The organism is Acinetobacter sp. AOR12_HL (assembly GCF_027855275.1).
GTDB lineage: Bacteria > Pseudomonadota > Gammaproteobacteria > Pseudomonadales > Moraxellaceae > Acinetobacter > Acinetobacter baumannii.
The window spans coordinates 1-21,639 of the sequence record NZ_JAKTIJ010000017.1; the positions used below are offsets into that span (position 1 = coordinate 1).

19 protein-coding genes are annotated in these 21,639 nt (G+C 38.6%); 14 read left to right on the forward strand and 5 right to left on the reverse strand.

What is annotated here, in order from left to right; genetic code table 11:
* Positions 1-76 precede the first annotated feature (76 nt).
* The 4 genes from MKL36_RS07510 to MKL36_RS07525 all read left to right on the forward strand — a co-directional run bounded on the left by MKL36_RS07510 (position 77) and on the right by MKL36_RS07525 (position 4,346).
* A protein-coding gene (locus MKL36_RS07510) for an IS3 family transposase (protein WP_085944219.1) occupies positions 77-1,221 on the forward strand; the annotation gives its coding sequence in 2 pieces (ribosomal slippage) (positions 77-341 and positions 341-1,221; 1,146 coding nt in all).
* A 231-nt stretch (positions 1,222-1,452) separates the two neighbouring features.
* Complete coding sequence (locus MKL36_RS07515) at positions 1,453-1,953, forward strand: hypothetical protein (protein WP_000206127.1); 501 nt, start codon at positions 1,453-1,455, stop codon at positions 1,951-1,953.
* A 145-nt stretch (positions 1,954-2,098) separates the two neighbouring features.
* Positions 2,099-3,328, forward strand: a complete 1,230-nt coding sequence (apbC, locus tag MKL36_RS07520; protein WP_000118693.1) for an iron-sulfur cluster carrier protein ApbC — start codon at positions 2,099-2,101, stop codon at positions 3,326-3,328.
* Positions 3,329-3,473: 145 nt separating this feature from the next.
* Positions 3,474-4,346, forward strand: a complete 873-nt coding sequence (locus tag MKL36_RS07525; protein WP_001159880.1) for a 5'-methylthioadenosine/S-adenosylhomocysteine nucleosidase — start codon at positions 3,474-3,476, stop codon at positions 4,344-4,346.
* Between the two features lie 30 nt (positions 4,347-4,376).
* Here MKL36_RS07525 and MKL36_RS07530 read toward each other — a convergent pair whose 3' ends face one another.
* On the reverse strand, positions 4,377-4,943 hold the full coding sequence (locus tag MKL36_RS07530) for a DUF2062 domain-containing protein (protein WP_000605097.1): 567 nt from the start codon (positions 4,941-4,943) through the stop codon (positions 4,377-4,379).
* 356 nt (positions 4,944-5,299) lie between these two features.
* Here MKL36_RS07530 and MKL36_RS07535 point away from each other — a divergent pair, with 356 nt between their 5' ends.
* The 7 genes from MKL36_RS07535 (at position 5,300) to MKL36_RS07565 (ending at position 14,836) form a co-directional block, all read left to right on the forward strand.
* Entirely contained in the window at positions 5,300-5,893 is a 594-nt protein-coding gene (locus tag MKL36_RS07535; RefSeq protein WP_021511504.1) for a LysE family translocator, read from the forward strand.
* A gap of 114 nt (positions 5,894-6,007) precedes the next feature.
* Entirely contained in the window at positions 6,008-6,577 is a 570-nt protein-coding gene (dcd, locus tag MKL36_RS07540; protein WP_000985728.1) for a dCTP deaminase, read from the forward strand.
* A gap of 296 nt (positions 6,578-6,873) precedes the next feature.
* Entirely contained in the window at positions 6,874-8,181 is a 1,308-nt protein-coding gene (locus MKL36_RS07545; RefSeq protein WP_001248735.1) for a hypothetical protein, read from the forward strand.
* A gap of 222 nt (positions 8,182-8,403) precedes the next feature.
* Positions 8,404-10,536 carry a hypothetical protein gene (locus tag MKL36_RS07550; protein WP_000209688.1) on the forward strand — a complete coding sequence of 711 codons (2,133 nt, stop codon included), beginning with the start codon at positions 8,404-8,406 and terminating at the stop codon, positions 10,534-10,536.
* A 15-nt stretch (positions 10,537-10,551) separates the two neighbouring features.
* Positions 10,552-11,277: a hypothetical protein gene (locus MKL36_RS07555; protein WP_021511503.1), complete on the forward strand. Its 726-nt coding sequence runs from the start codon at positions 10,552-10,554 to the stop codon at positions 11,275-11,277.
* Positions 11,278-11,309: 32 nt separating this feature from the next.
* On the forward strand, positions 11,310-13,721 hold the full coding sequence (locus tag MKL36_RS07560) for a DUF6160 family protein (RefSeq protein WP_021511502.1): 2,412 nt from the start codon (positions 11,310-11,312) through the stop codon (positions 13,719-13,721).
* 161 nt (positions 13,722-13,882) lie between these two features.
* The gene (locus tag MKL36_RS07565) at positions 13,883-14,836 is read left to right on the forward strand and encodes a DUF6160 family protein (protein WP_000791871.1); all 954 of its coding nucleotides are present in this window, start codon (positions 13,883-13,885) and stop codon (positions 14,834-14,836) included.
* Between the two features lie 80 nt (positions 14,837-14,916).
* On the opposite strand, the gene MKL36_RS07570 is transcribed toward MKL36_RS07565, so the two are convergent.
* The gene (locus tag MKL36_RS07570) at positions 14,917-15,861 is read right to left on the reverse strand and encodes a tRNA dihydrouridine synthase (RefSeq protein WP_021511501.1); all 945 of its coding nucleotides are present in this window, start codon (positions 15,859-15,861) and stop codon (positions 14,917-14,919) included.
* A gap of 84 nt (positions 15,862-15,945) precedes the next feature.
* Positions 15,946-16,755, reverse strand: a complete 810-nt coding sequence (locus tag MKL36_RS07575) for a cytochrome C assembly family protein (protein WP_021511500.1) — start codon at positions 16,753-16,755, stop codon at positions 15,946-15,948.
* Positions 16,756-16,895: 140 nt separating this feature from the next.
* On the opposite strand from MKL36_RS07575, the gene ffh reads away from it, so the two are divergent.
* Positions 16,896-18,305 (forward strand): signal recognition particle protein, encoded by a 1,410-nt coding sequence (gene ffh / locus MKL36_RS07580; RefSeq protein ID WP_000460625.1) that lies wholly within the window; start codon positions 16,896-16,898, stop codon positions 18,303-18,305.
* A 48-nt stretch (positions 18,306-18,353) separates the two neighbouring features.
* Here ffh and MKL36_RS07585 read toward each other — a convergent pair whose 3' ends face one another.
* Both MKL36_RS07585 and MKL36_RS07590 read right to left on the reverse strand, forming a co-directional pair.
* Positions 18,354-19,091 (reverse strand): pantothenate kinase, encoded by a 738-nt coding sequence (locus MKL36_RS07585; RefSeq protein ID WP_000839418.1) that lies wholly within the window; start codon positions 19,089-19,091, stop codon positions 18,354-18,356.
* A gap of 15 nt (positions 19,092-19,106) precedes the next feature.
* On the reverse strand, positions 19,107-19,859 hold the full coding sequence (locus tag MKL36_RS07590) for a biotin--[acetyl-CoA-carboxylase] ligase (RefSeq protein ID WP_000362828.1): 753 nt from the start codon (positions 19,857-19,859) through the stop codon (positions 19,107-19,109).
* A gap of 30 nt (positions 19,860-19,889) precedes the next feature.
* Here MKL36_RS07590 and MKL36_RS07595 point away from each other — a divergent pair, with 30 nt between their 5' ends.
* Both MKL36_RS07595 and MKL36_RS07600 read left to right on the forward strand, forming a co-directional pair.
* Positions 19,890-20,693 carry a sulfite exporter TauE/SafE family protein gene (locus MKL36_RS07595; RefSeq protein ID WP_000420176.1) on the forward strand — a complete coding sequence of 268 codons (804 nt, stop codon included), beginning with the start codon at positions 19,890-19,892 and terminating at the stop codon, positions 20,691-20,693.
* Positions 20,694-20,942: 249 nt separating this feature from the next.
* Positions 20,943-21,638 (forward strand): GntR family transcriptional regulator, encoded by a 696-nt coding sequence (locus MKL36_RS07600; protein WP_001047228.1) that lies wholly within the window; start codon positions 20,943-20,945, stop codon positions 21,636-21,638.
* The last annotated feature ends 1 nt before the right edge of the window (position 21,639 follow it).

Genomic DNA, 21,639 nt, shown 5'->3' on the forward strand with positions numbered 1-21,639 from the left:
AGAGGTGGATCAGGAAATTTGAACAACACTTATAAGTGATATTTTGCTCCCCAAATGATGTTATAAACATCAATATATGGAGTATTTTATGGCACGTAGACCAAGAAGAAATCATTCAAATGATTTTAAAGCTAAGGTAGCACTTGCTGCGATTAAAGCAGAAAAAACACTTGCTGAATTGAGTGCTGAATTTGATGTTCATCAAAACCAAATTATCGACTGGAAAAATCAACTGATTTCAGCTTCCTCGCAAGCTTTCGATCAATCAAAAGCTCCAACAGAACCACCCATCGATCTAAAAAAACTACATGCAAAAATCGGTGAGCAGGCATTAGAAATTGATTTTTTAGAAGGTGTGTTGAAGAAACTGGGCCGCTTCAACCACAAAAGTTAATCGATGACTCACTTCAGATTTCAGTATCTAAGCAAGCTCAGCTGCTGAAAGTCTCCCGTGGTTGTTATTACTATCGCCCAAAACCTGTGAGTGCATCAGATCTGAAGCTGATGCGGTGTATGGATGAGTTACATATGCAATACCCTTTTGCAGGTAGCCGTATGATGCGTGATTTGTTGAATCGTCAAGGACATCATATAGGACGACGTCATACACGTACTTTAATGAAGAAAATGGGCATTAATGCGTTATATTGCAAACCAAATTTAAGCCAGGCTAATCAAGCTCACCGCAAATATCCATATCTGCTCAAAGGATTGGCTATTCAGCGCAGTAATCAAGTGTGGTCTACGGATATAACGTATATCCCTATGGCAAAAGGCTTTGTTTATTTATGTGCTGTGATTGATTGGCATAGCCGCAAGGTACTTGCGCATAGAGTATCGATTAGTATGGAGGTTACATTTTGCATAGAAACATTAAATGAAGCTATTGAAAAATATGGTCGACCTGAAATATTTAATACAGACCAAGGCAGTCAGTTTACCAGTGATGCATTTATTGATGTATTGAAATCAAATGACATCCAAATCAGCATGGATGGTAAAGGTCGATGGGTTGATAATGTGATGGTTGAACGATTATGGCGGAGCGTTAAATATGAAGAGGTGTATCTCAAAGCCTACAGCAATGTTTTGGATGCGAAGAAGCAATTAAACGCATATTTTGAATTTTATAATTTGAAACGACCTCATTCGAGTCTGGACAAAATGACTCCAGATGAGTTTTACTATGACCAGCTACCACAACAAAATAAGGTAGCTTAACTAGAGCAGAGTATCACTTATAAATAAGCTTTTAGTTGTTCAAACATGTGGGACCACCTCTAAGCCAGAAGTTATTTCTCTTTAGAACAGATAAACAAATCAAAAAATATTTGAATCTTCCTGTATTGTCTTTGTTTCAAATTGCAGTTACGGTCAGAAAATAAGCCATAACGATGTATAACTAATAACTTATTCAGGTAATTTTTTTAATTAACGATGAGGATAACAACGATGACTACTGAAAATAAATTAGATGAATTAAAGGCAAAAGCGGCTGATGCAAAAGTACAAGGTGAAAAAGCTTTGGACGATTTAAAAGAAAATGTAAAAGAGAAACAAACTGCGGGTAAAGAAGCAGTTGCAGATAAAGTAGATGAGCTAAAGACCAAAGCGGCCGATGCAAAAGTACAAGGTGAAAAAGCCTTGGAAGATTTAAAGGAAAATGTAAAAGAAAAACAAGCTGCTGCAAAAGAGGCAGTTGAAGATAAAGCTAGTGATTTGAAAGGCAAACTTGATGATGCTCAGCATAGCCTGCAAGACAAGTTTGATCATTTACGTACTGAAGCAGCGCATAAACTTGATGATGCTAAAGCCAAAGCTGCAGAATTAAAGGAAGAGGCGGCTACAAAATTTGATGAGTTAAAAACTCAAGCAACTGCGAAATTTGATGAGTTGAAGAAAACAGCTACCGAAAAACTTAATAAATTGAAAAATCATGATTCTGCTGAATAAGCTGATTTAAACTAAAATCCGTACTCCTTACCTAAAAGATGAGTTCTGAAGTTAGTAATTATTCATCCCAAGGTGAGCGAGTGCGGAGCAATACTGTTACACTATCTCCATTAAGCTGTAATGATCTGTTTTTGGAGTAAACAATATGTCTTGGCTTTCTTCATTAAAATCCGTTTTTTCACCCGCACAAGAAGTGAAAGAAGAGGAAATCCAAACCGTACTCCAAAATTATTTATTGCCAGATTCAAAAGATGCTTTAAAAGAGCGCATTAGTCAGCTTCAAGTGCAAGGTCGTGTTTTACAACTCACCATTAATACTTTCCCAGACGAAAAAGAATACTTGCAGCAAATTCATGATGATTTAGCTGGCGCTTTGCAAAAGTGTGGTATTGAAGAACTTAATTTACATGTAGTTCAACAAAAGCGTCCTACACAAGAGAGTTCGGGTCAAGGTTGTTCATCTAAAGCACCGAAAGAGAATTCGAATTTACCTCCTGTGCTTGATGCTTCACCTAAGTCTGAACCGGATCCAAATAACCCACCCATTCAGAAAGCGGCGCCGCAACAAAGAGATGTGCCACTTCATCCTCGAATCAAGAATGTGATTTTAGTTTCATCAGGTAAAGGTGGTGTTGGTAAATCGACAACTACGGTCAATTTAGCGCTTGCCTTACAAAAAATGGGACTTAAGGTTGGGGTATTAGATGCTGATATCTATGGACCAAGTATCCCGACCATGCTAGGTAATGCTGGTAAAACTCCTCTGATTGAAAGTGAAAATTTTGTGCCTTTAGATGCTTACGGTATGGCAGTACTTTCTATTGGACATCTAACTGGCGATAACAACACACCTGTTGCATGGCGTGGACCGAAGGCTACAGGCGCTCTAATGCAATTATTTAATCAAACGCTTTGGCCAGATTTAGATGTACTCATGATTGATATGCCGCCGGGTACAGGCGATATTCAGCTGACACTTGCACAGCGTATTCCAGTGACTGGCTCAATCATTGTGACGACCCCACAAAATGTTGCTTTGCTTGATGCGACTAAAGGAATCGAGTTGTTTAATAAAGTTGGTATTCCGGTATTAGGTGTCGTTGAGAACATGTCGACCCACATTTGTTCAAACTGTGGTCATGAAGAGCAAATTTTTGGTATCGGTGGTGGTGATAAGCTTTCCGAGCAGTACCATATTCCATTGCTGGGTCGTTTGCCTTTAAATGCTCAAATACGTGAGCATGCGGATCAGGGCAAACCGAGTGTTGTTGCAATGGATGACGCAGCTGATAGTTATATCGATATTGCGAAAGCAGTGTGGCAACAGATTGAAAAAATCCCTCAGCGCACACGAGATGACAAACGAATTTTTTGATTCATTTGACCCGACTTTAAGTCGGGTTTTTTATTGGCTGATTAAAAGAAAAATTTAAATTACTGAATCTAAATAACAAAGCTAAACTTGAAATTGGCATGCAGATTGCTACTTTACGCTTCTTTTTCAAAGAAACAGGTGGAAAATGCAATTTAAGTATAGTTTGGGCGTTATCAGTTTATGTAGCGCTTTATTTTTAGTTGGATGTAATGATGACAACTCATCAGTTTCACAAACACCAACTGTTCAGGAACAAAAACAGAAGTTACAGCCGATTATTATTCAGGGTGCTTTACCCGTAGAGTCGGAAAGAATGGCTTCAAAGTTAGAAAATAAAACTGTTGAAAAAATAGGTGGCTGGACCTTTTGGAAAGGAACCTACAATGGTTATCCAATGATTATTTCTAAAACACGTATGGGGATGAGTAACTCTGCTGCCGCAACCGCTTTGGCAATTGAACGTTATAAACCGATTGCGATTATTAACCAAGGAACAGCAGGGGGGCACGATCCTGATCTTCATGTTTACGATATCGTTTTAGGAAAATATGCAACCAATATTGGGGCGTTTAGAACGCCTAAACAGCCATTAGGTGGTGGTTCAAACTCACTTACATGGGTTGAGGCTTTTGATGTTTTACCGACAGAAGAATCTGAGCCTGAGCCTATTGCAATTCGCAAATTTGAAGGTGACCAAGAGCTATTAATGGCGGCACATAAAGTACGTTATGACAAAGGTGAGGTGGTTGAAGGAACGATTGGCTCGGCAGATGTTTGGAATAATGAACTTGATCGAATTCAATTTTTCCATGAGCGTTATGGTACATCAGTTGAAGAAATGGAAGCGGCTTCTGTTGCGCAAATTGCTAGTCAATTAAATGTTCCGTTTTTAGGAATTCGAATTTTATCTAATAATATTACAAATAACGGGGCTTATGACCCTGGTACAGGAGAAGCTTGCCAAGACTACGTGCTTAACGTAGCTGAAGAATATATGAAATCTAAACTACCAAAATAACAATTTAATTTTAGGCAAGAAGATGAATTCTTATAGAGCGTCTTCTTGTTTTTTATGACCTGTTCTATTTTTCCAGTTTCGAATGACCATCCAACGCCAAAAAACCTCAGTCACTATATATAGTATGGTTGCAAATACAAACGCTTCGACAATGAGACCTGATATTAAAATTTTAGCGAGGCTCAAATCGATATGACCATGACCAAAATGCGTAATCCAACGTGAAATCTGGTGAAGCACCCCTAAAAGCATTTTCTTATTTATCATATGTACATGATAAATATGGGCACCAAACCAGAAACCAATATATAAAATAGGCGCTAATGTAAGAGGATTGCTGAGCCAAGCAAGCATTAAGCTAATAGGTAAATTAACTTCAAACAGTAAAACTGCCATAACAATAAATACACTATGAAAGGGTATAGGCAGTAAACCGAAAAAAGTCCCTACAAAAATGGCACGGGTAATAGATTTACGGTTGACATACCAAAGCACAGGATTAAGGGTTTTTTGCCCGAAAATCCTTAAAAATTTCATATTTGAAACTTTCTCTGGAGAAGGAAGCCAAGATTGAAAAAATTGCTTTGCCATAATCATAGGATAGTAGAGCGTAGGGGCTCGTATAAACACAGAGAAACAATATATTAATTGAAACTTATTAAAAGCTTAAAAATTAAACTTACTGCAGTAATAATTTATTATAGGCCTTTTTAATGTAAAAATAGATTTAAAATAAAAATACTTATATTACTTAAATATAATTTGGTACGCAAAACGCTGTGACTGACTCTATAGTTTTTTAGCTTAGAATTAATAAAATTTTAATAAATTATTGTTTATAAATAATTTTTAAATTTTATTTCTTAAGATATTAAAAAATTGTCTTACAATTAGATTTTGCCTTCTAGAATAATATCTATTAATCTGAGATGACTACATTGTGAGGTCATTCAATGATTTCATGGCTTTTTATTGGCTTGGTTGCCTCTATTTTACTTACCCCTGGCCCAACAAATACTCTACTTGCATCATCAGGAGTACAAGTAGGCCTCAAAAAATCTGCTAAATTAATTCCGGCAGAAGTTCTAGGGTATGTGATTTCGATTTCAGCTTGGGGAATGTTAATCGGGAAAGTTTCTGCAACGCTTCCTTTATTACCTCCTATACTTAAATTGCTCAGTGCTTGTTATATTATTTTTTTAGCAATTAAATTATGGCACACGGCAAATCAACAGCTTGAACTAGATCAGCCAACTATTCGCCCACGTGAATTATTTTGTGCAACTTTACTAAATCCTAAGGCATTACTTTTTGCTTCAGCGATTTTCCCTGTTGCAGCGTGGACTAATTTTCATATTTATCTCATTCATATGCTGGCTTATTTAGCTTTAATTACCCCAATTGCCTTATTCTGGATTTTTTTAGGGTCAGTCTTGGCTGCAAATAAAGTACGTTGGTTAAATCAATCAAATTTACAAAGAACAGCCTCGTTGGTTTTAGTTAGTTTCTCAATTCCAATTAGCTATTCTGCTTTATTAAATCTTTAAAAATTTATTCCGGGCTATTCTTAGCGATAAGAGTAGCCGTCATTGTTTTCATAATTGCTTTTTTACGTTAAAGTACGTCGCAATCAATGAAATTACCTTTTGGATAGAAAATACATGGCTATTAAGTCTGATCGTTGGATTCGCGAGATGAGCGAAAAACACGGCATGATTGAACCTTATGCAGAGAATCAAGTCCGTTTTGATAAGAATGGCGAAAAATTGATTTCCTACGGGGTCTCTAGCTATGGTTATGACGTACGCTGTGCCCGCGAATTTAAAGTTTTCACTAACGTACATTCTGCAATTGTTGATCCAAAAAATTTCGATGAAAAAAGTTTTATCGATATTGAGTCTGACGTTTGTATTATTCCGCCTAATTCATTTGCTCTAGCGCGTACAATTGAATATTTCCGTATTCCACGTAATGTTTTGACTGTGTGCCTTGGTAAATCAACTTATGCACGTTGCGGTATTATTGTAAATGTCACTCCTTTAGAGCCAGAATGGGAAGGGCACGTTACTTTAGAATTTTCAAATACTACGAACTTACCGGCGCGTATTTATGCGGGTGAAGGTGTAGCACAAATGCTATTCTTCGAAAGTGATGAAGTATGCGAAACCTCTTATAAAGATCGTGGTGGTAAATACCAAGGTCAAACTGGAGTTACACTTCCTAAAACATAAGTTGTTATAAATAGATGAGCTTTAAAAATGGGTCACTTTAAGTGGCCTATTTTTTATATATACCTTAGAAAGTGACGTTTATCGGAATATTAATAAGGTACATTTTCTTTTGTAGAAAATGATATAAAATGATCAAGAATTGATTTTTTTCTTTGATGTGGATCACACAAATTAAAAAGAAGCGAAATCGTAAATATCGGTATTTTTCTTATGTATTTAGTTTAAGAGTACATTAAAGAAAAAGAAGCCAAATAAAAAGAAATTAGATTATGCCCCCAAGGATACGGAGGTCGGTCATGCGACAGTTTACGTCTCTTCAGGTTGCGATATTAGCACTCGGAAGTTTATGCTTTTCTTCAGCTTATGCTGGTTCTACTTTAGTTCCAATGTCAGATGCTGAATTGTCAGCTACTCGTGGCCAAGCCTTGATGAGTATGTCTTATATTGCGCCTACCGATGCTGCAAGTAATTCTAATACTAACGGAAACATGGGCTTCTATCGACTTGCTCTAGATGCCCAATTAGAACTGAATGCCAATATTAAAAAATTACAGTTAGGTTGTGGTGGTGTCAATGGAGCAGGGGCCTGTGATATTGATATCGATTATTTAAGCTTAAGTGGTGGTACTGTAGATAGTACCAGTGCTGAACGTGCTGCCTCTTCAGCAGTTATTACTAATCCATTTTTAGAGTTCGCTGTTAAGAACCCGAATTCAGCGTCTACACGTGAAATACAAGGTTTCCGATTAAGTGCTAAATCGCTTTCGGGTTTACTTACCTTTGGTTTGCAAAATGGCGATGCTGCGAGTGGTATTAATTCTTTGAGTGGTTACTTAATTACTAAACCAACAGGCGGGACTGTGACAACGAATCCTTACTATGGTATTACTCAAGATGAAACAAACACAGCAATTACTGGTCGAGCAACTGTTCTAGGACAGGGTGTCACGGTTCCTTTTACATCCACTGCATATAACTTAAATTTAGGTGTAGGTACGGGTACATTGTCGATGGGGGAACAGATTATTACGGGTAAACGTATAAATACGGCTAATTTAAAAGCGACAGCTACAGTCGGCGGTCTGGCTATTAGTGGGACCCTAAATGCTACAGCTTCAGTACTTGGAATTCCTATTCCTATTTCTGGTAATGTAACAGGTTCTGTAGATAATCTAGATGTTAATGTAGCAATTAAACAAAGTCTGGGTTATTTCCATGCTGCACAATTAAATGGATCCGCAGGGTATCTTTCCGTACAGGGGGTAAATATTCTATGGCCTGAAGCTGCTTCTACTGCACAGACTGGGTGGTGGCTAGAACTCACAAATCCAATTGATATCGGCCAAATTACTCCTACAGGTAGCGTTGATATTGCACTTTCTACAATTGTTGATGCATTAGGGCAAGTAAGTGCTTACTTAAATAGTCCAGGTCACGCAGTAGAATGTGGAATTTTAGCAGCTAATTGTTTAATAGTAGGGAATCTTCCTGTAGGGACAGTTGATTTAACAGGAAAAACGCCAGCCTCTATGACCTTAACTAATGTTGTCTTACAAAAACAAAATTTCTCAGCTAACTGTTATGGCTCTTTGAAATTCTGTTAGTTGAGCTAAAAATCAATATTTTCATTCATCGGAAAAAAGCGTTTTTGCTGATTTAATTTTGCATTTGAGTAAATATTCAGCATAATGGAAATGTGGAAAGATTGGCAATTTTTAGAGTTTGCCCCTAGTGAGATGAAAAAGGAAATAATTTCATCTTGCCTCAAGGACTGTTCAAGAAAAAGAAATATGGTGCGCGGCATCGTATAAAACAGGAAGGTCATGATGACTACACTTAATTATACGGTCGGTTTTCAAAAAACCGTTTTAGCAAGCTTAATTGGACTCTGTTTAAGTCAATCTAGCTTTGCTCTTGAAGAACTTTCTGATGCCGGTTTAAGTGAAACTACGGGCGAAGGTATTGCAATATTACCTCAAAATGCATTTATGGTATTTCGTGGTGCTGGTCCAAATGAATCTGTAAATCAAATTATTACTGATCGTAGTAAAGATATAGGCTCTATTAACTATGTGCCTGTAGGACCCTTGAGTGTGGCTGCTGCCGATACTAGTGGTAATGGCACTGTGGGGCCAGAAGACCGCGCAGTAGGTAAAGCTGATATCTTTCTTTATGGTTTAGCACTTTCCAAATCGGACGGTGATGCAAACTCACGTATTGCCAATACTGCAACAGCAGCAGCGATTTCGAGTTGGGGCACAGCAGCCAATCCTTGGATATTTAAGGTAAAAACTGCTACGAATGTTCCTAATTTTAGTACAACGGATAGTTCTCTTTACCCTGTAACATATTTATCTTTAGAGGCTCCTTTATATCAACCAACAATTGATGGTGCAGAAGGAGCTGATGCATATAATTTAAAATTAGGATTATGGGCTGATGCCTTTGTACGGAATCCTAATATTGTAGCGACTACAGATGGCTCTTTAGCACAGTTCCAGTATGGCGATAGTAATGGATTAATTGGTACCAGTATTGATACAAATCGGGCTAACCGATTGCGCTTACAAGGTGTTTTAAATGGCTTTAGTCTGAATGGCAGCCAGATTAGTATGTTTCAAACTTTAGGTGGAGCAACTACTACAGGTGGAATGAGCCCCTTTTACAATAATACTTTAGGTATGTCTGGCCTAGTCCGCTTAAATACAGGTGATAGTAAAAATACCAGTATAGTGACTGAAAACGTTACGAGTCAAACCCAGACATATGCATCGAGTACCAATAATGGTTGGCAAACGGTACATGCAGGCGCAAATTCTACATTAAGCACGAGTAGCACTGGAGATTGTGGTAATAGTGGAACGGGAAGCTTTAGCACATTACGTGGATGTCGTTATTACGTAGAAAATCGCACAAGAACAGATACAAGAACATCAAGTAAGACGCGTAATTCCTTTAACGATACGAGTAAAGTCTTACGATTTAGTACCCGTGAAACTTCAGATTCACCAAATACATCAAACAAGTTATATACACCAGCATTGGATTCTACTGGTGCTATAGCACCGAAATTTGCTGATAGTGAGGGTTTATATTTATACAATCCAAATATTAATTTAGTATTAGGTAATTTATATCAACCCGTTATTTTAGGGACTGATGGTAAAAACTTTAGTATAGAAATTGCGAGAATTGCCAATAAGCCAGAAATATATAAACAGGTCTATACTGACTATACTGGTGCTGATACGACTTATAAAGGTTCTACTTGTAATGTTTACTCTTGTGCTAACCCAACGCATAGTAGTATCGCAATTGGTACGGTCTATAGTCCTGATAATGGAAAAACCTTGTTAGCAAATACAGGTGAAGGGGCAATAGGCGTTTCATTTGGGCGCTTAATTTCAACAGGTACGCAAGTTTCTGGAACCTCCGCTGGTAGTCTAGTGTCATTGAACAATTCTGTGTCTGGAACTACCTCGGCAACTATGACAGAAGTCCGTTTTAAGCAAAGACAACAGAATACTCAAACATGGAATCAGGAATATAGTTGTGGTTTATTTAATTCAGACTGTGGTTATAAAACTGCTGGTTATTTATATCAGTGGGAATATAACAAAGGAACAGGCACTTGGGTAATTACGGATCCAACAGCTAAACCAGCAGATGCACCACAGTGTTCTAGTCTATTAGGATGCACCAACAAATCAGGTTCAACCCCAATGTATGGAACTGTTTTAAACCGAGATTGGAATAATTCTGCTATTCCATGGCTCACATCAAGAAATGCTGTTGTCAATGATTTAATTGGAAGTAGTAATGGCACCACAGGCTATGTGATTCCAACTGCCAATCAGGCACCTGCATTATCCAATATTAGTCCTCTAAACAATTTAGGTTCAGCTGTTATTGATGGTGTTTTAATTCAACATTTAAAGCTCACCACAAAAGGTTTATAAGAGGAGAGTAACGCGATGAAAAAAATAACTGCTTTACTCTTTACTCTTTGTGCAACTGTGACTCATGCAGAGTTACAAACCTTGGATAATGATGCATTACAGGCAATTAATGGCCAAGCTGGTGCTGATTTATCACTCATGCTTAATTTAAACCAGACCAGTAACGGTATATTTGATAATGGCAGTGGTGGCGTTTGTGAAAAGGTAGAGTTCTGTCATATTGGTTTAGCAATTAATAAACGCTTTGTGCAAGCAGATGCGACTAAGCCAAGTGGTTGGGCTGAAAATAGCGACAGCGGTAATAAACTTTGGTTAGTATTTAAAGGTGTGCAAGGCACTTTAAATATTCAAAAAATGGGTTTGGATGGTGCTGATTTAAAGTATCTTGATAAAAGTAATACGGAAATTATAAAACCGGCTATTCAACTTAGTTTTAGTGCAGCACAGCCAATTTTAATTCGTAACTTTGGTTTTAATGCCTTATCAATTGAGCAAGATAACTTTACCAGTTCAACAACAGCGCAAGGCTCGAGTGCAAATATGTATGATTATGCATATTTCAAAAAGCCAACTTATGAGGCCACTGCTAATAGTGCAAACCAGCAAGTTGCTACTGCGACCCCATCGGCGTATGACCATGGACGTGAAACTGGTTTTATGGGCTTGATGATGAATGGGAATTTGGCTATCCAAGGAAAAGTCATGGTCTTTAGCTGTGATGGTAGCCATCCACGTTGTTAAAGGTTAATGTAGATTTCAAAGGAACTGAAGTGATGAACAAAAATAAAGAAAGTCACGGCTCAAAGTTTATTTTAAATACATTAACAGCCAGTATGTTGTTAGTGAGCGGACAGGTTTTTGCTTTAGAAGCGTTAACAGATGCCGATTTGAGTGCGGTCAATGGTCAAGATGGAATCTCGATACAAACGACTTTCAACGAAATCAATATTGATAATGCTTATTGGGACGACCATGCAGGCACACCAACAAGTGCTGATCAAATTTTAAGAGCTCAAGCGAGTGGTGTAAAAATACAAAAAAGCAATGCCTCTACACAAGCTTTAGGTACAAACTACCGTTTAGACGTAGGAAGTAATGCGACTACAGGTAAAGCAGGGGTCGATTTTTCTATGCAAAGTAGCCCCTCGCTCATTACTGTAAATAGCGTCAAAGTCTGTAATAGTTCGGCTGCTTGTTCACCTACTTTAGGACAGTTGGCTATACAAACAACTTCGCCTTTAAACTTGGCTCTTGCTACTCAAGATGGTTTATTTAGCCCGAATAGTCAGTCAAGCATGACGCTTGGTCTAAATAATGCAAATATTTATTTAGGGCAATTAGATGCGCGTAGTCAGCTAAATCAATTGATATTAAAGAATTTTAACTTTAATTTTGTTGGTAAAGGCGTCATGTTTATTGATCCTACCCGTGGCATAGTCTTACAAACTAATACAGGGAATAATACTGCTGCGGTTGGGCAAACTCCAAATAGTACCTATGGCTATGTCGATTTTAATCGTGTCGCCGATTCTGCTTCTGGTTTAACTGCTGGTACATATGTAGACAGTAGTGGGAAAGTAACCAATTCAGGTCTAAATATTGAAGTAATGCTTAGCTCAAATGTTGATAAGGCAAATTCTTATGCCCTAGACACGACAAATAGCCCACAGAATTCTAAAGGCTTGATTCGTTTAGGTGCTAGCGGCCGTATGGTTAACAGTTACCTACAAGTCCGTGGTATGGATGGTTCTTCAGATAAAACAACATTAGGTACTGCCAATACGGCTTCTGGAACGGGTTCAAGTAATAGTATTTTAGGTAACTCTGGAATTGCCTTTCGTATGAAAGGGGAGTTCACTAAAGATAATGATTCGATGTTAGGTTCAGATGGTAAAGCAACTACCTTGGAAATTGGTGGTGCAGGTCTGAATGCTTATGGTTTTGAATTCGGTAATTTAACGGGGCTGAACTCGGCTACACGCGGTTATTTTGACAGCGGAAATATTTATCTAAATCTTGCTGATACAAAAACTTTATTAATGCCAAATAACGCAACGTTAAATGCAATTCGTTTAGGATCCGGCACTTTAACAACTGCTGCCGATTATCAACATAATATTCATCGTGATACGGTGACTAATCCATTTAGCTTAATTCTTGCCATGCGTGGAGCAGAGTTTCAGGCATTTTCAAGACGAGGTCGTTTTACCACCAGTGCAAATGTCGCTGCTGCTAATCAATTTGCAGATAATGGTTTAAATAACCAGTGGGGTTTGGCATTACCTTTTTATAATTTAAATGCGAATGCCGCTGTCTATGGTGTAGATGCGCCTGCAAATAGTGCTTATTACTATACAAAAGATGCCAACGGTAAACCGATTCAAAATTTAGTTGCAACATCTGGTACAACTTCACGTTTAGGTTTTGGTATAGCTGTCGGAACGACAGGTCGAGATGCAGGCGGTACTAAAACAACTTCAATTTTATTAATTGATGGTTCTCCAAATGCTAATAATGCGGGCAACCCTACCGATTATTATATGGGATTACGTAATATTGATATGTTCCTCAAAGGCAATGGCACTATTGGTTTAGAAAATGGCAGTTTAAATATCGGTTTAAAAGATATGTTACTTGCTTTATCAACCGAAATTGCGGCAGGTTATTTACCGGGAGCTAAATACAAAACTTGTCCAGCAACCGGGTCTTGTACTTCGCCAATCGATAACTTTGCCAAAAATAATGATGTCTTATTTGGTTTAAAACTACGTTTAGGCGGCGATCTTAATTTATCGATAGTGCCGAATAGTTCAATTGCAGATGGTAGTGCTTTAACTGTACTAGGCGATTTTACAATGCCTGCGACAGCAACTGGAAATACTGTACAAATTAGTGACCCGATTGATGGTTCTGCAATTGGTTTTGACAATATTACTGGAAAGTTAGCGTTTAATACCGCTTTAGTTGTGGGTAAAGATACCGCAAGTGGTTTAGGTAAAGTTGGTGTAAATACCGCGGTTTATTTTAATCCTGATAAGAGTATTGACGGTGCATTACGTGTGAAAGATATTAATTTCTACCCACCTTCAACAGGTGCAGGAGCACGTTTAGGTGAGCTTGCAATTACGGGTGGACGTCTAAACAGTAGCTTTAGCATTGTGCCTAGAAATGGCGCCTTTAACTAATCAATAAAAGTGACGTTTAACGTCACTTTTTTATATAAATTTTAGTTTAGTGTGATTGGATTTGCATTCGTCGGGTTATAGGGATAATTGCTTTGTACTTGAATATTATTCTGATAGTCTGAACAAATAATAAACGTTTGTCTCTTAAGGATTAGAGCGACATGAAAAATAAAAATATAGGGTGCTGGCTGTTACTTGCCGGTAGTTCAAGTGTTTGCGCGATGCAACCTTTGGATGATCAAAGTCTTGCGGCTGCGACGGGTCAAAATGGTTTAACCCTAGGTATTCAGGCTGATCAAGTTAAATTTAATCAAGTCGCCTTGATTGATACGAACGGTATTGCATCTACGTCGTACAACAGTAAAGCAGGTCTTGTCATTGCAGGAAACTCTACTAACCCGGTTCCTGGCATAGAGTTTATTAAAGCTGCTGTATCTACAAATCCTTCTTTTAATATTGCAATCGATACCGATGCTGGTGGTGGAAATCCTTTTTTAAATTTAGCTGTCACGATGGGGAGTGACGTAAATGGTATTCGGCTTTTACCATTTTCAGTTTATTTAGCACCAAGTACATCTTTATCTAGCCCATCCGATTATGCATTAACAAGTTATGCACCAAAATCAATTTTTAGTTCGGGCACAACGGTGAATACCGGGGTAAAAGAGCTGATTCGTTCTACTGGTAATCTTGATATTAACTTTGTACAAACCAATAAGCCTCGTTTAAATATTCAATTGGGACATGCTGCCCAGTCGGTTATGGTTAAATTTGGAGGAGCTATTCAATCGATTTGTTCTGCTGCATCTGGCTGCCCGATTACTTTAGTTTCCGATAACACAGGTGCTACATTTGGGTTTAAATTTGCAGGTACGAATGCGTCAACGGGTTTTGTTCTTGATGGATTTTATGCTGGAGTTGATCCGACTGGACTTACCATTGGAAATATAGGTGTATCTAGTAAATTTGATGCATCACTTAACAATGTGACTTTAGGAAATTTAGGTACACAAAGTACAACAACATTTAATAATTTACCCAATGGGTCTATGGGGAGTTTTGGAGTTACGGGTGCTTCGGTGACCGACTTTAAAATGAAAGTAAGTGGCTTTTAAAAAAATAATTAATAATTACTTAACCTGAAATACCAAAAGAGGGCGGTTGTCTAAACAATCGCTCTCTTTTGTTTGAGTGATTAAATACGAGAAGAACTGGTTTGCTCTAGCTGCTGAACAATTTCATCTAAAGCTTTAATGCGTTTCACTTGGTCCCATAATTCTTTCGCTTGAGGATAGGCTTTTGTCATCATACCTAACCACTGCTTATAACGGCCAACCATCCCAATTTCTGTTTTTGCTTGACCATTTAAAAAACGTATTTGTAAGTCAACCAGTTGTTCCCAAGTAAACAGTGCTTCATCCATATTTTGGCGAATACATTGTGTTAAATCTGGAGTAGTCACTGCACCACGGCCAATCATTAAATCTTCACAGCCAGATTGTTGCTGGCAAGCTCTAGCATCAGCATTGGTCCAGATTTCGCCGTTAGCAATCACATTAATTTTTAAAGCTTCTTTAATAGGCAGAATTTTTTCCCAATAAGCTGGTGGCGTATAACCATCTGCTTTAGTTCGAGCATGTACAGTTAACCAGCTTGCACCCGCATCTTCAACAGCATGGGCGTTTTCCATGGTGTGGTTTTCATCTAGATAACCTAAACGCATTTTTGCTGAAACAGGGATGTGCGCAGGTACAGCATCTCGAACAGCTTTAATGAGTATATGTACTACGTCTGGTTCATCAAGAAGTACCGAACCACCTCGATGTCGATTGACGGTTTTTGCAGGACAACCAAAATTAAGGTCGATTGCAGGAGCACCCAGTTCAACGACTTTTGCCGCATTTGCTGCCAGCATCTCTGGATTATTGCCTAAGAACTGGACGTGTACAGGTGTTCCAGCAGCTGTTTTACCATCATTTTTAAGTTCAGGACAAAAACTATAGTAAATATGGTCTGGCAAAATACTGTCTGTAACGCGAATAAACTCGGTTACACACCAGTCGAAGTGACCAACAGATGTGAGTGTATCCCGCATGATCGGGTCGGTTAAACCTTCCATTGGAGCGAGTATGAGTTTCACAGTCTGAGTCACCTGAGCAAAACAAAAACAGCGTTATACGGGATATGTATAACGCTGTCTAGTAGTGCTGAAATTTTAATTGTTTTATCGACCCAATATCATCTCAAGCACAAATTTACTGCCAATAAAACCGATCGCTAATAATGCAAAACCAATTAAGGTAAAACGAATCGCTTTTTGACCGCGCCAGCCAAGTTTATAGTGGCCAATCAATAAAGAGCCATAAATAAACCATGAAATAATACTAAATACGGTTTTATGAGCGAGATGTTGGGCAAAGAAGTTATCAACTGTTAAGAAACCAAACGCGAGAGCAATGGTTAATAAAATAAAACCAGTAATGATGAGGTCAAATAATAAAGACTCCATGGCCTGAATGGATGGAAGTAAATTGACCCAAATACGTTTTTTTTGTTTCTTTTTGAGTTCACGGTTTTGGAACCATATCAAGATCGCATGTATGGTTGCCATCAGTAAAACAGCATAAGCAGAAAGTGAAAGAATAATATGAGTATCTAAACCTAATGAATGCTGTTCAATAAACTGATCGGGACGGCTAAATGCAAAACCTAAAATAAGACCAATCGCTGCTACAGGAATGCCGAGCAAGTTTAACGGTACAATCGGGCGGAAAGTACTAAAAACTAAGCTTAACAACAACATAAGACCTGATGTAAAAGACACCAGATTAAAAACATCGTAGTTAATTCCTGATGGCGTCAGCATGGCATGACATAAAACTGTGCCATGTAACAGCAGTGCTAAGGTCGTAACAAAAGCAAATAACCATGGGTTTGGTTCACGTTTTGACATTAAACGTATGAACAGATACCAGAAAGAAGTGGTATATGCGATGAGTGCCAAAATTGTGTAAACCAAGGGGAGGCTAATCATGTCAAACCTTTTTCAGGATTAATTCATCTAGATAAGATATAAATTCGCTGCGAACTAAAGTATCCTATAGCATTCTATGCATAAATTTTCTATTTCGAGAAAGATTTTTTTGCAACTAGCCATTTTAAGCGGATTTTGCAATGTTTGATACCTTAACAGAACGACTCACGCAGAGTTTAAGAAATGTTACTGGCTCAGGGCAGCTGACCGAAGACAATATTAAAGATACCTTACGTGAAGTACGTATGGCTCTTCTTGAAGCCGATGTCGCGTTACCTGTAACTCGTGAATTTATCGCGAAAGTTAAGGAAGAGGCATTGGGCCAAGAAGTGATGACTCAGTTATCTCCAGGCCAGGCATTTGTAAAAATTGTCTATGATGAACTCACCAAGATGATGGGTGAGGCGAATGAAACACTGGATTTAAGTGCTAAGCCTCCAGTTGTGGTATTACTTGCTGGTTTACAAGGTGCAGGTAAAACAACTACAGCAGCCAAGCTGGCACGTTTCTTAAAAGAACGTCAAAAGAAAAAAGTAATGACCGTTTCTGCCGACGTTTATCGTCCGGCAGCGATTAAACAGTTAGAAACTGTGTCAGCAGAAGTTGGTGCAGGCTTTATTCCATCAGATCCTTCTGAAAAACCAATTGATATTGTTAACCGTGCAATTGAACAGGCAAAAATCCAGTTTGCTGATGTGTTGATTGTCGATACGGCGGGTCGTTTACATGTCGATGAAGACATGATGGACGAAATTAAAGAATTGCATGCAGCAGTTAAGCCGACTGAAACCTTGTTTGTGGTTGATGCCATGACAGGTCAGGATGCTGCAAATACTGCTAAAGCATTTAACGATGCTTTAGCGCTTACAGGTGTGATTCTTACTAAAACTGATGGTGATGCGCGTGGTGGTGCGGCACTTTCTGTGCGTGCTATTACCGGTAAGCCAATTAAGTTCTTAGGTATGGGCGAAAAGCTTGATGCTTTAGAACCATTCCATCCGGACCGTGTTGCTCAACGTATTTTAGGTATGGGTGACGTACTTTCTTTAGTCGAAGAAGTTGAACGTAAAATCGACAAAGAAAAAGCCGAGAAAATGGCGAAAAAATTGCAAAAAGGTGGCAGCTTCAACTTTGAAGATATGCTGATGCAATTTGAGCAAATGAAGAAGATGGGCGGCATGATGGGCTTCTTAGACAAGTTGCCAGGCATGAGCAGTGCAGGAATTCAGCAAGCAATTGAGCAGGCGAATCCTGAAAAGCAGGTCAAGAAAATGGAAGCTATTATCCAGTCAATGACCATCAAGGAACGCCGTAATCCAGACCTGATGAACCCAAGCCGTAAAAAACGTATTGCAGCTGGGTGTGGTATGGATGTAGCTGAAGTGAATAAACTCATTAAGCAACAAGCACAAATGGCTAAAATGATGAAGAAGTTTGCGAATCCATCTGGTATGAGCAAAATGATGCGTTCATTAGGCAATATGCAAAAACAATTTGGCGGTGGCGGCGGTATGGGACCACTATTTGGTAACAACGACCAAAAGAAATAAAACCATAAAATAAAAGGCGCCTAGAGCGCCTTTTATTTTGCAGAGTATTTATTCATCTTTAGGATGATAAGCAATATATTGTTGCAACCCTTTAAGTAAAAGATCTGTTTCAACAGTAGGTTGGTACTTCTGTAGAAATTTTGCAAAAAGAGGAGCATCGCCACCTGTGAGGAGTAGTTTCTTAGGTGATTGTTGCATAATGCTTTCAATCGTACTAATGAGGCCCAGTAAAATACCATGATGTACTGCATCTACGGTGTTATTGCCTGGATTTAGATTATCAAAAGCCGAATCAGGAATTTTAATGCCTTTGGTATTTTGAATCAGTGCATCACGCTGTAAATAAAGGTTTGGCAGAATATAACCGCCTAAATGCTGTTTGCCTTTGGTTAAATCAATGGTAAGCGCTGTTCCACAACCAATAATGCAATAGTTTTCTTTTTCCTCAGCAACAGCGAGTACCTGTAGCCAGCGGTCAATCCCGAGCTGACTTGGAACTTCATAGCCACATTGTAAACCTGCATATTCAGCATGCACTTTGGCAAAAACAACAGGAATTTCTAGCCATTTTAGAATTTGCTGAATACGCTGATTATTTTCGGTATCGAGAACCGAAGAAATCCCAATACGATGCAAGCCTTGATGTTTAAAGTGTTGGATTAATCCCAGTAATAAATCGGCAGGAGACTGTAAATGTAACTCAGCTGCATGTTCAATAATTTGCTGATTTTCAGTAATCCAGTATTTTAAACGGGTGTTTCCGATATCAAGCCATAAACTTTTCATGGGAAAAATACCTGATTACTGAGTGGTTTGTGGTCTTAGACGACCTTGATAAAACTGCTGTGGTTCAGGAGTTTCAAGAATCACCGCACCTTCATTAGAGATTCCAACGAAACGGCCATATACCAGTCCTTGACTATGTTCGAACTGAACTAACTGATTAAGCCATGCTGCATGGTGGTTAAAACGTCCTGCAAGGTTATAACAACCATGATCAAACCAGCGGGCTGCATTTTGAATTGCAACATAAAGCTCCGAAATTAACTCAAGACGACTCATTTGCTCTAGGCCTAAATCTTCTAGAGACGTGATCGGTTGATCACTATCAGTGACTGGTGGTGTTTTTAAATTAATACCTACACCCACAATCGCCTGATGTTGGGAAAGAGGTTCAACCAAAATTCCGCCCCATTTTCCTTGTGTACTATACAAATCATTTGGCCATTTCACTTGTAGGCTCAAAGGTTGTAGCTGTGGAATTTGTAAAATATTCAACGCAACTTCAAGTGCTAAGCGACCATCTAAGGGTGTTCGAGTTTGCACCAATGTGCTTAAATAAATGTTTCCTTCAGGTGAAATCCATTGCCGTTGATGTTGACCTCGCCCTTGAGTTTGTTGAGCACTGCAAACCAAGCCTGTTGTAATGCCTTTTTGGGCAATTTCACGAATATCATCATTGGTCGAAGTTGTGGTTGCTTTTAATAAAACCACTTCTGGAAGCTGGTTTTTTGCGCTTAAAAGTTGTTGTAGTTGGCGAGTCTCTAAATCCATGTTGAATATGAGCAGAGTGGTAAAACATTTATGGAGTTAATCATATATTTACTCATTGGCGCAATTGCTGGTTTTACTGCCGGACTGTTTGGAGTTGGTGGTGGACTAATTATTGTACCAATTCTCTATGTCGTTTTTACCCAGTTGCACTATGATCCCGCGGTAATCATGCATATTGCAGTCGGAACCTCCCTAGCAACCATTATTGTGACTTCCTTTAGTTCAGTTTCGGCTCATCATAAAAAAGGTGCAGTCCTCTGGCCTGTTTTTCGTAATTTAGCACCGGGACTAGTGATTGGTTCCTTTTTAGGTGCAGGTATTGCCGACCTTTTGTCTGGACAGCATTTACAGCTTCTTATTGGTGTCTTTGCTGTTGTGATGGCTTATCGGATGTTCAAAGGAGCCCATGTTGTGGTTGACCCAACACGTCAGCTTCCTTCAACACCTATGCAATTTATGGCGGGTGGAGGCATTGGTATTGCCTCTGCAATTTTTGGTATTGGAGGCGGAAGCTTAACTGTCCCATATTTAAACCGTCATGGCGTAGTCATGCAAAAAGCAGTTGCGACCTCTGCTGCTTGTGGTTTACCTATTGCTATTGCAGGTGCAATTGGTTTTATGTGGTTTGGTGCTAAAGAGCACATTTCTGTACCTAATACAATTGGATATATCCATATCTACGCTTTTATTGGTATTAGTGTCATGAGTTTTGTCACTGCTAAACTTGGGGCTAAGGTTGCCCACGCATTGTCACCACAAATGCTAAAAAAATGCTTTGCTTGCTTGTTAGTCGTGGTCGGCAGTTACTTTATTTATAAAGGTTTTATGAATTAAAAACGTTTTATTAAAAATATATAGAAAAGAAAGCTTAGACTCTCACGGTTTAAGCTTTTTTTATTTGAAGACTTGAAAAGATTAACGGTGAGTTTTTCATCCGATTTGTGTATGGATTTTGGGTGGGTTGGCTTAAAATGCAATAAAATTGTCAGACAATGACATAGTTTTTAATGGATGGGATCAGTTAAAAACAAGGATGCGAAAGAAAAGCATGGATTAATGCATATAAAAAGTAGCGGGTGATTTATGAATCTCGAAGAGACAGAAAGTCTTTCTGAGCAAATTGTCAAATATATTAGCGAACAGATTATTAGTGGCGAATTGGTTGAAGGCGAACGCATACAAGAGCTTCGTATCGCTAAAGAACTTGACGTAAGTAGGGGATCAGTTCGTGAGGCGCTATTATTACTCGAGCGTACGCATCTCATTGAAATTTTTCCGCGTCGTGGTGCAATTGTTTCGGAAATGTCGGCACAACAGGTCAAAGCGTTGTTTGATACAAATATGATGTTATTGGGGCATATTGTACAACGCATAAGCGAAACATGGCGTGCCCATGAAGCTGATCAATTACAGCTCTTGTTAGAACAGCTTCTTGAGCATGTAAAAGCAGGCGATATCGAAAAATTCTACGATGCTATTTTCCAATATCTTGCTGAACAACAAGATATGGTCGGTAATCCTTATTTAATGAAATTTTATAAAGAATTATTACCATCATTACGTCGTAGTTATTTTTTGACGCTAAATACCTCTAAACGGGAACTACAAGAAGCGTTTGCATTATTTAAACTCGTGACTGATGCAATTTTGATCCGAAAATCACAACAAGCCGCTTTATTTATGGAAGATTTTTGTCGACACTTACGTAACCTTGTGTTGGAATCGCTGACACGAATGAAACAGATTGAATTGGCTTGGGCGAGACGCTCACGCCGCTAGT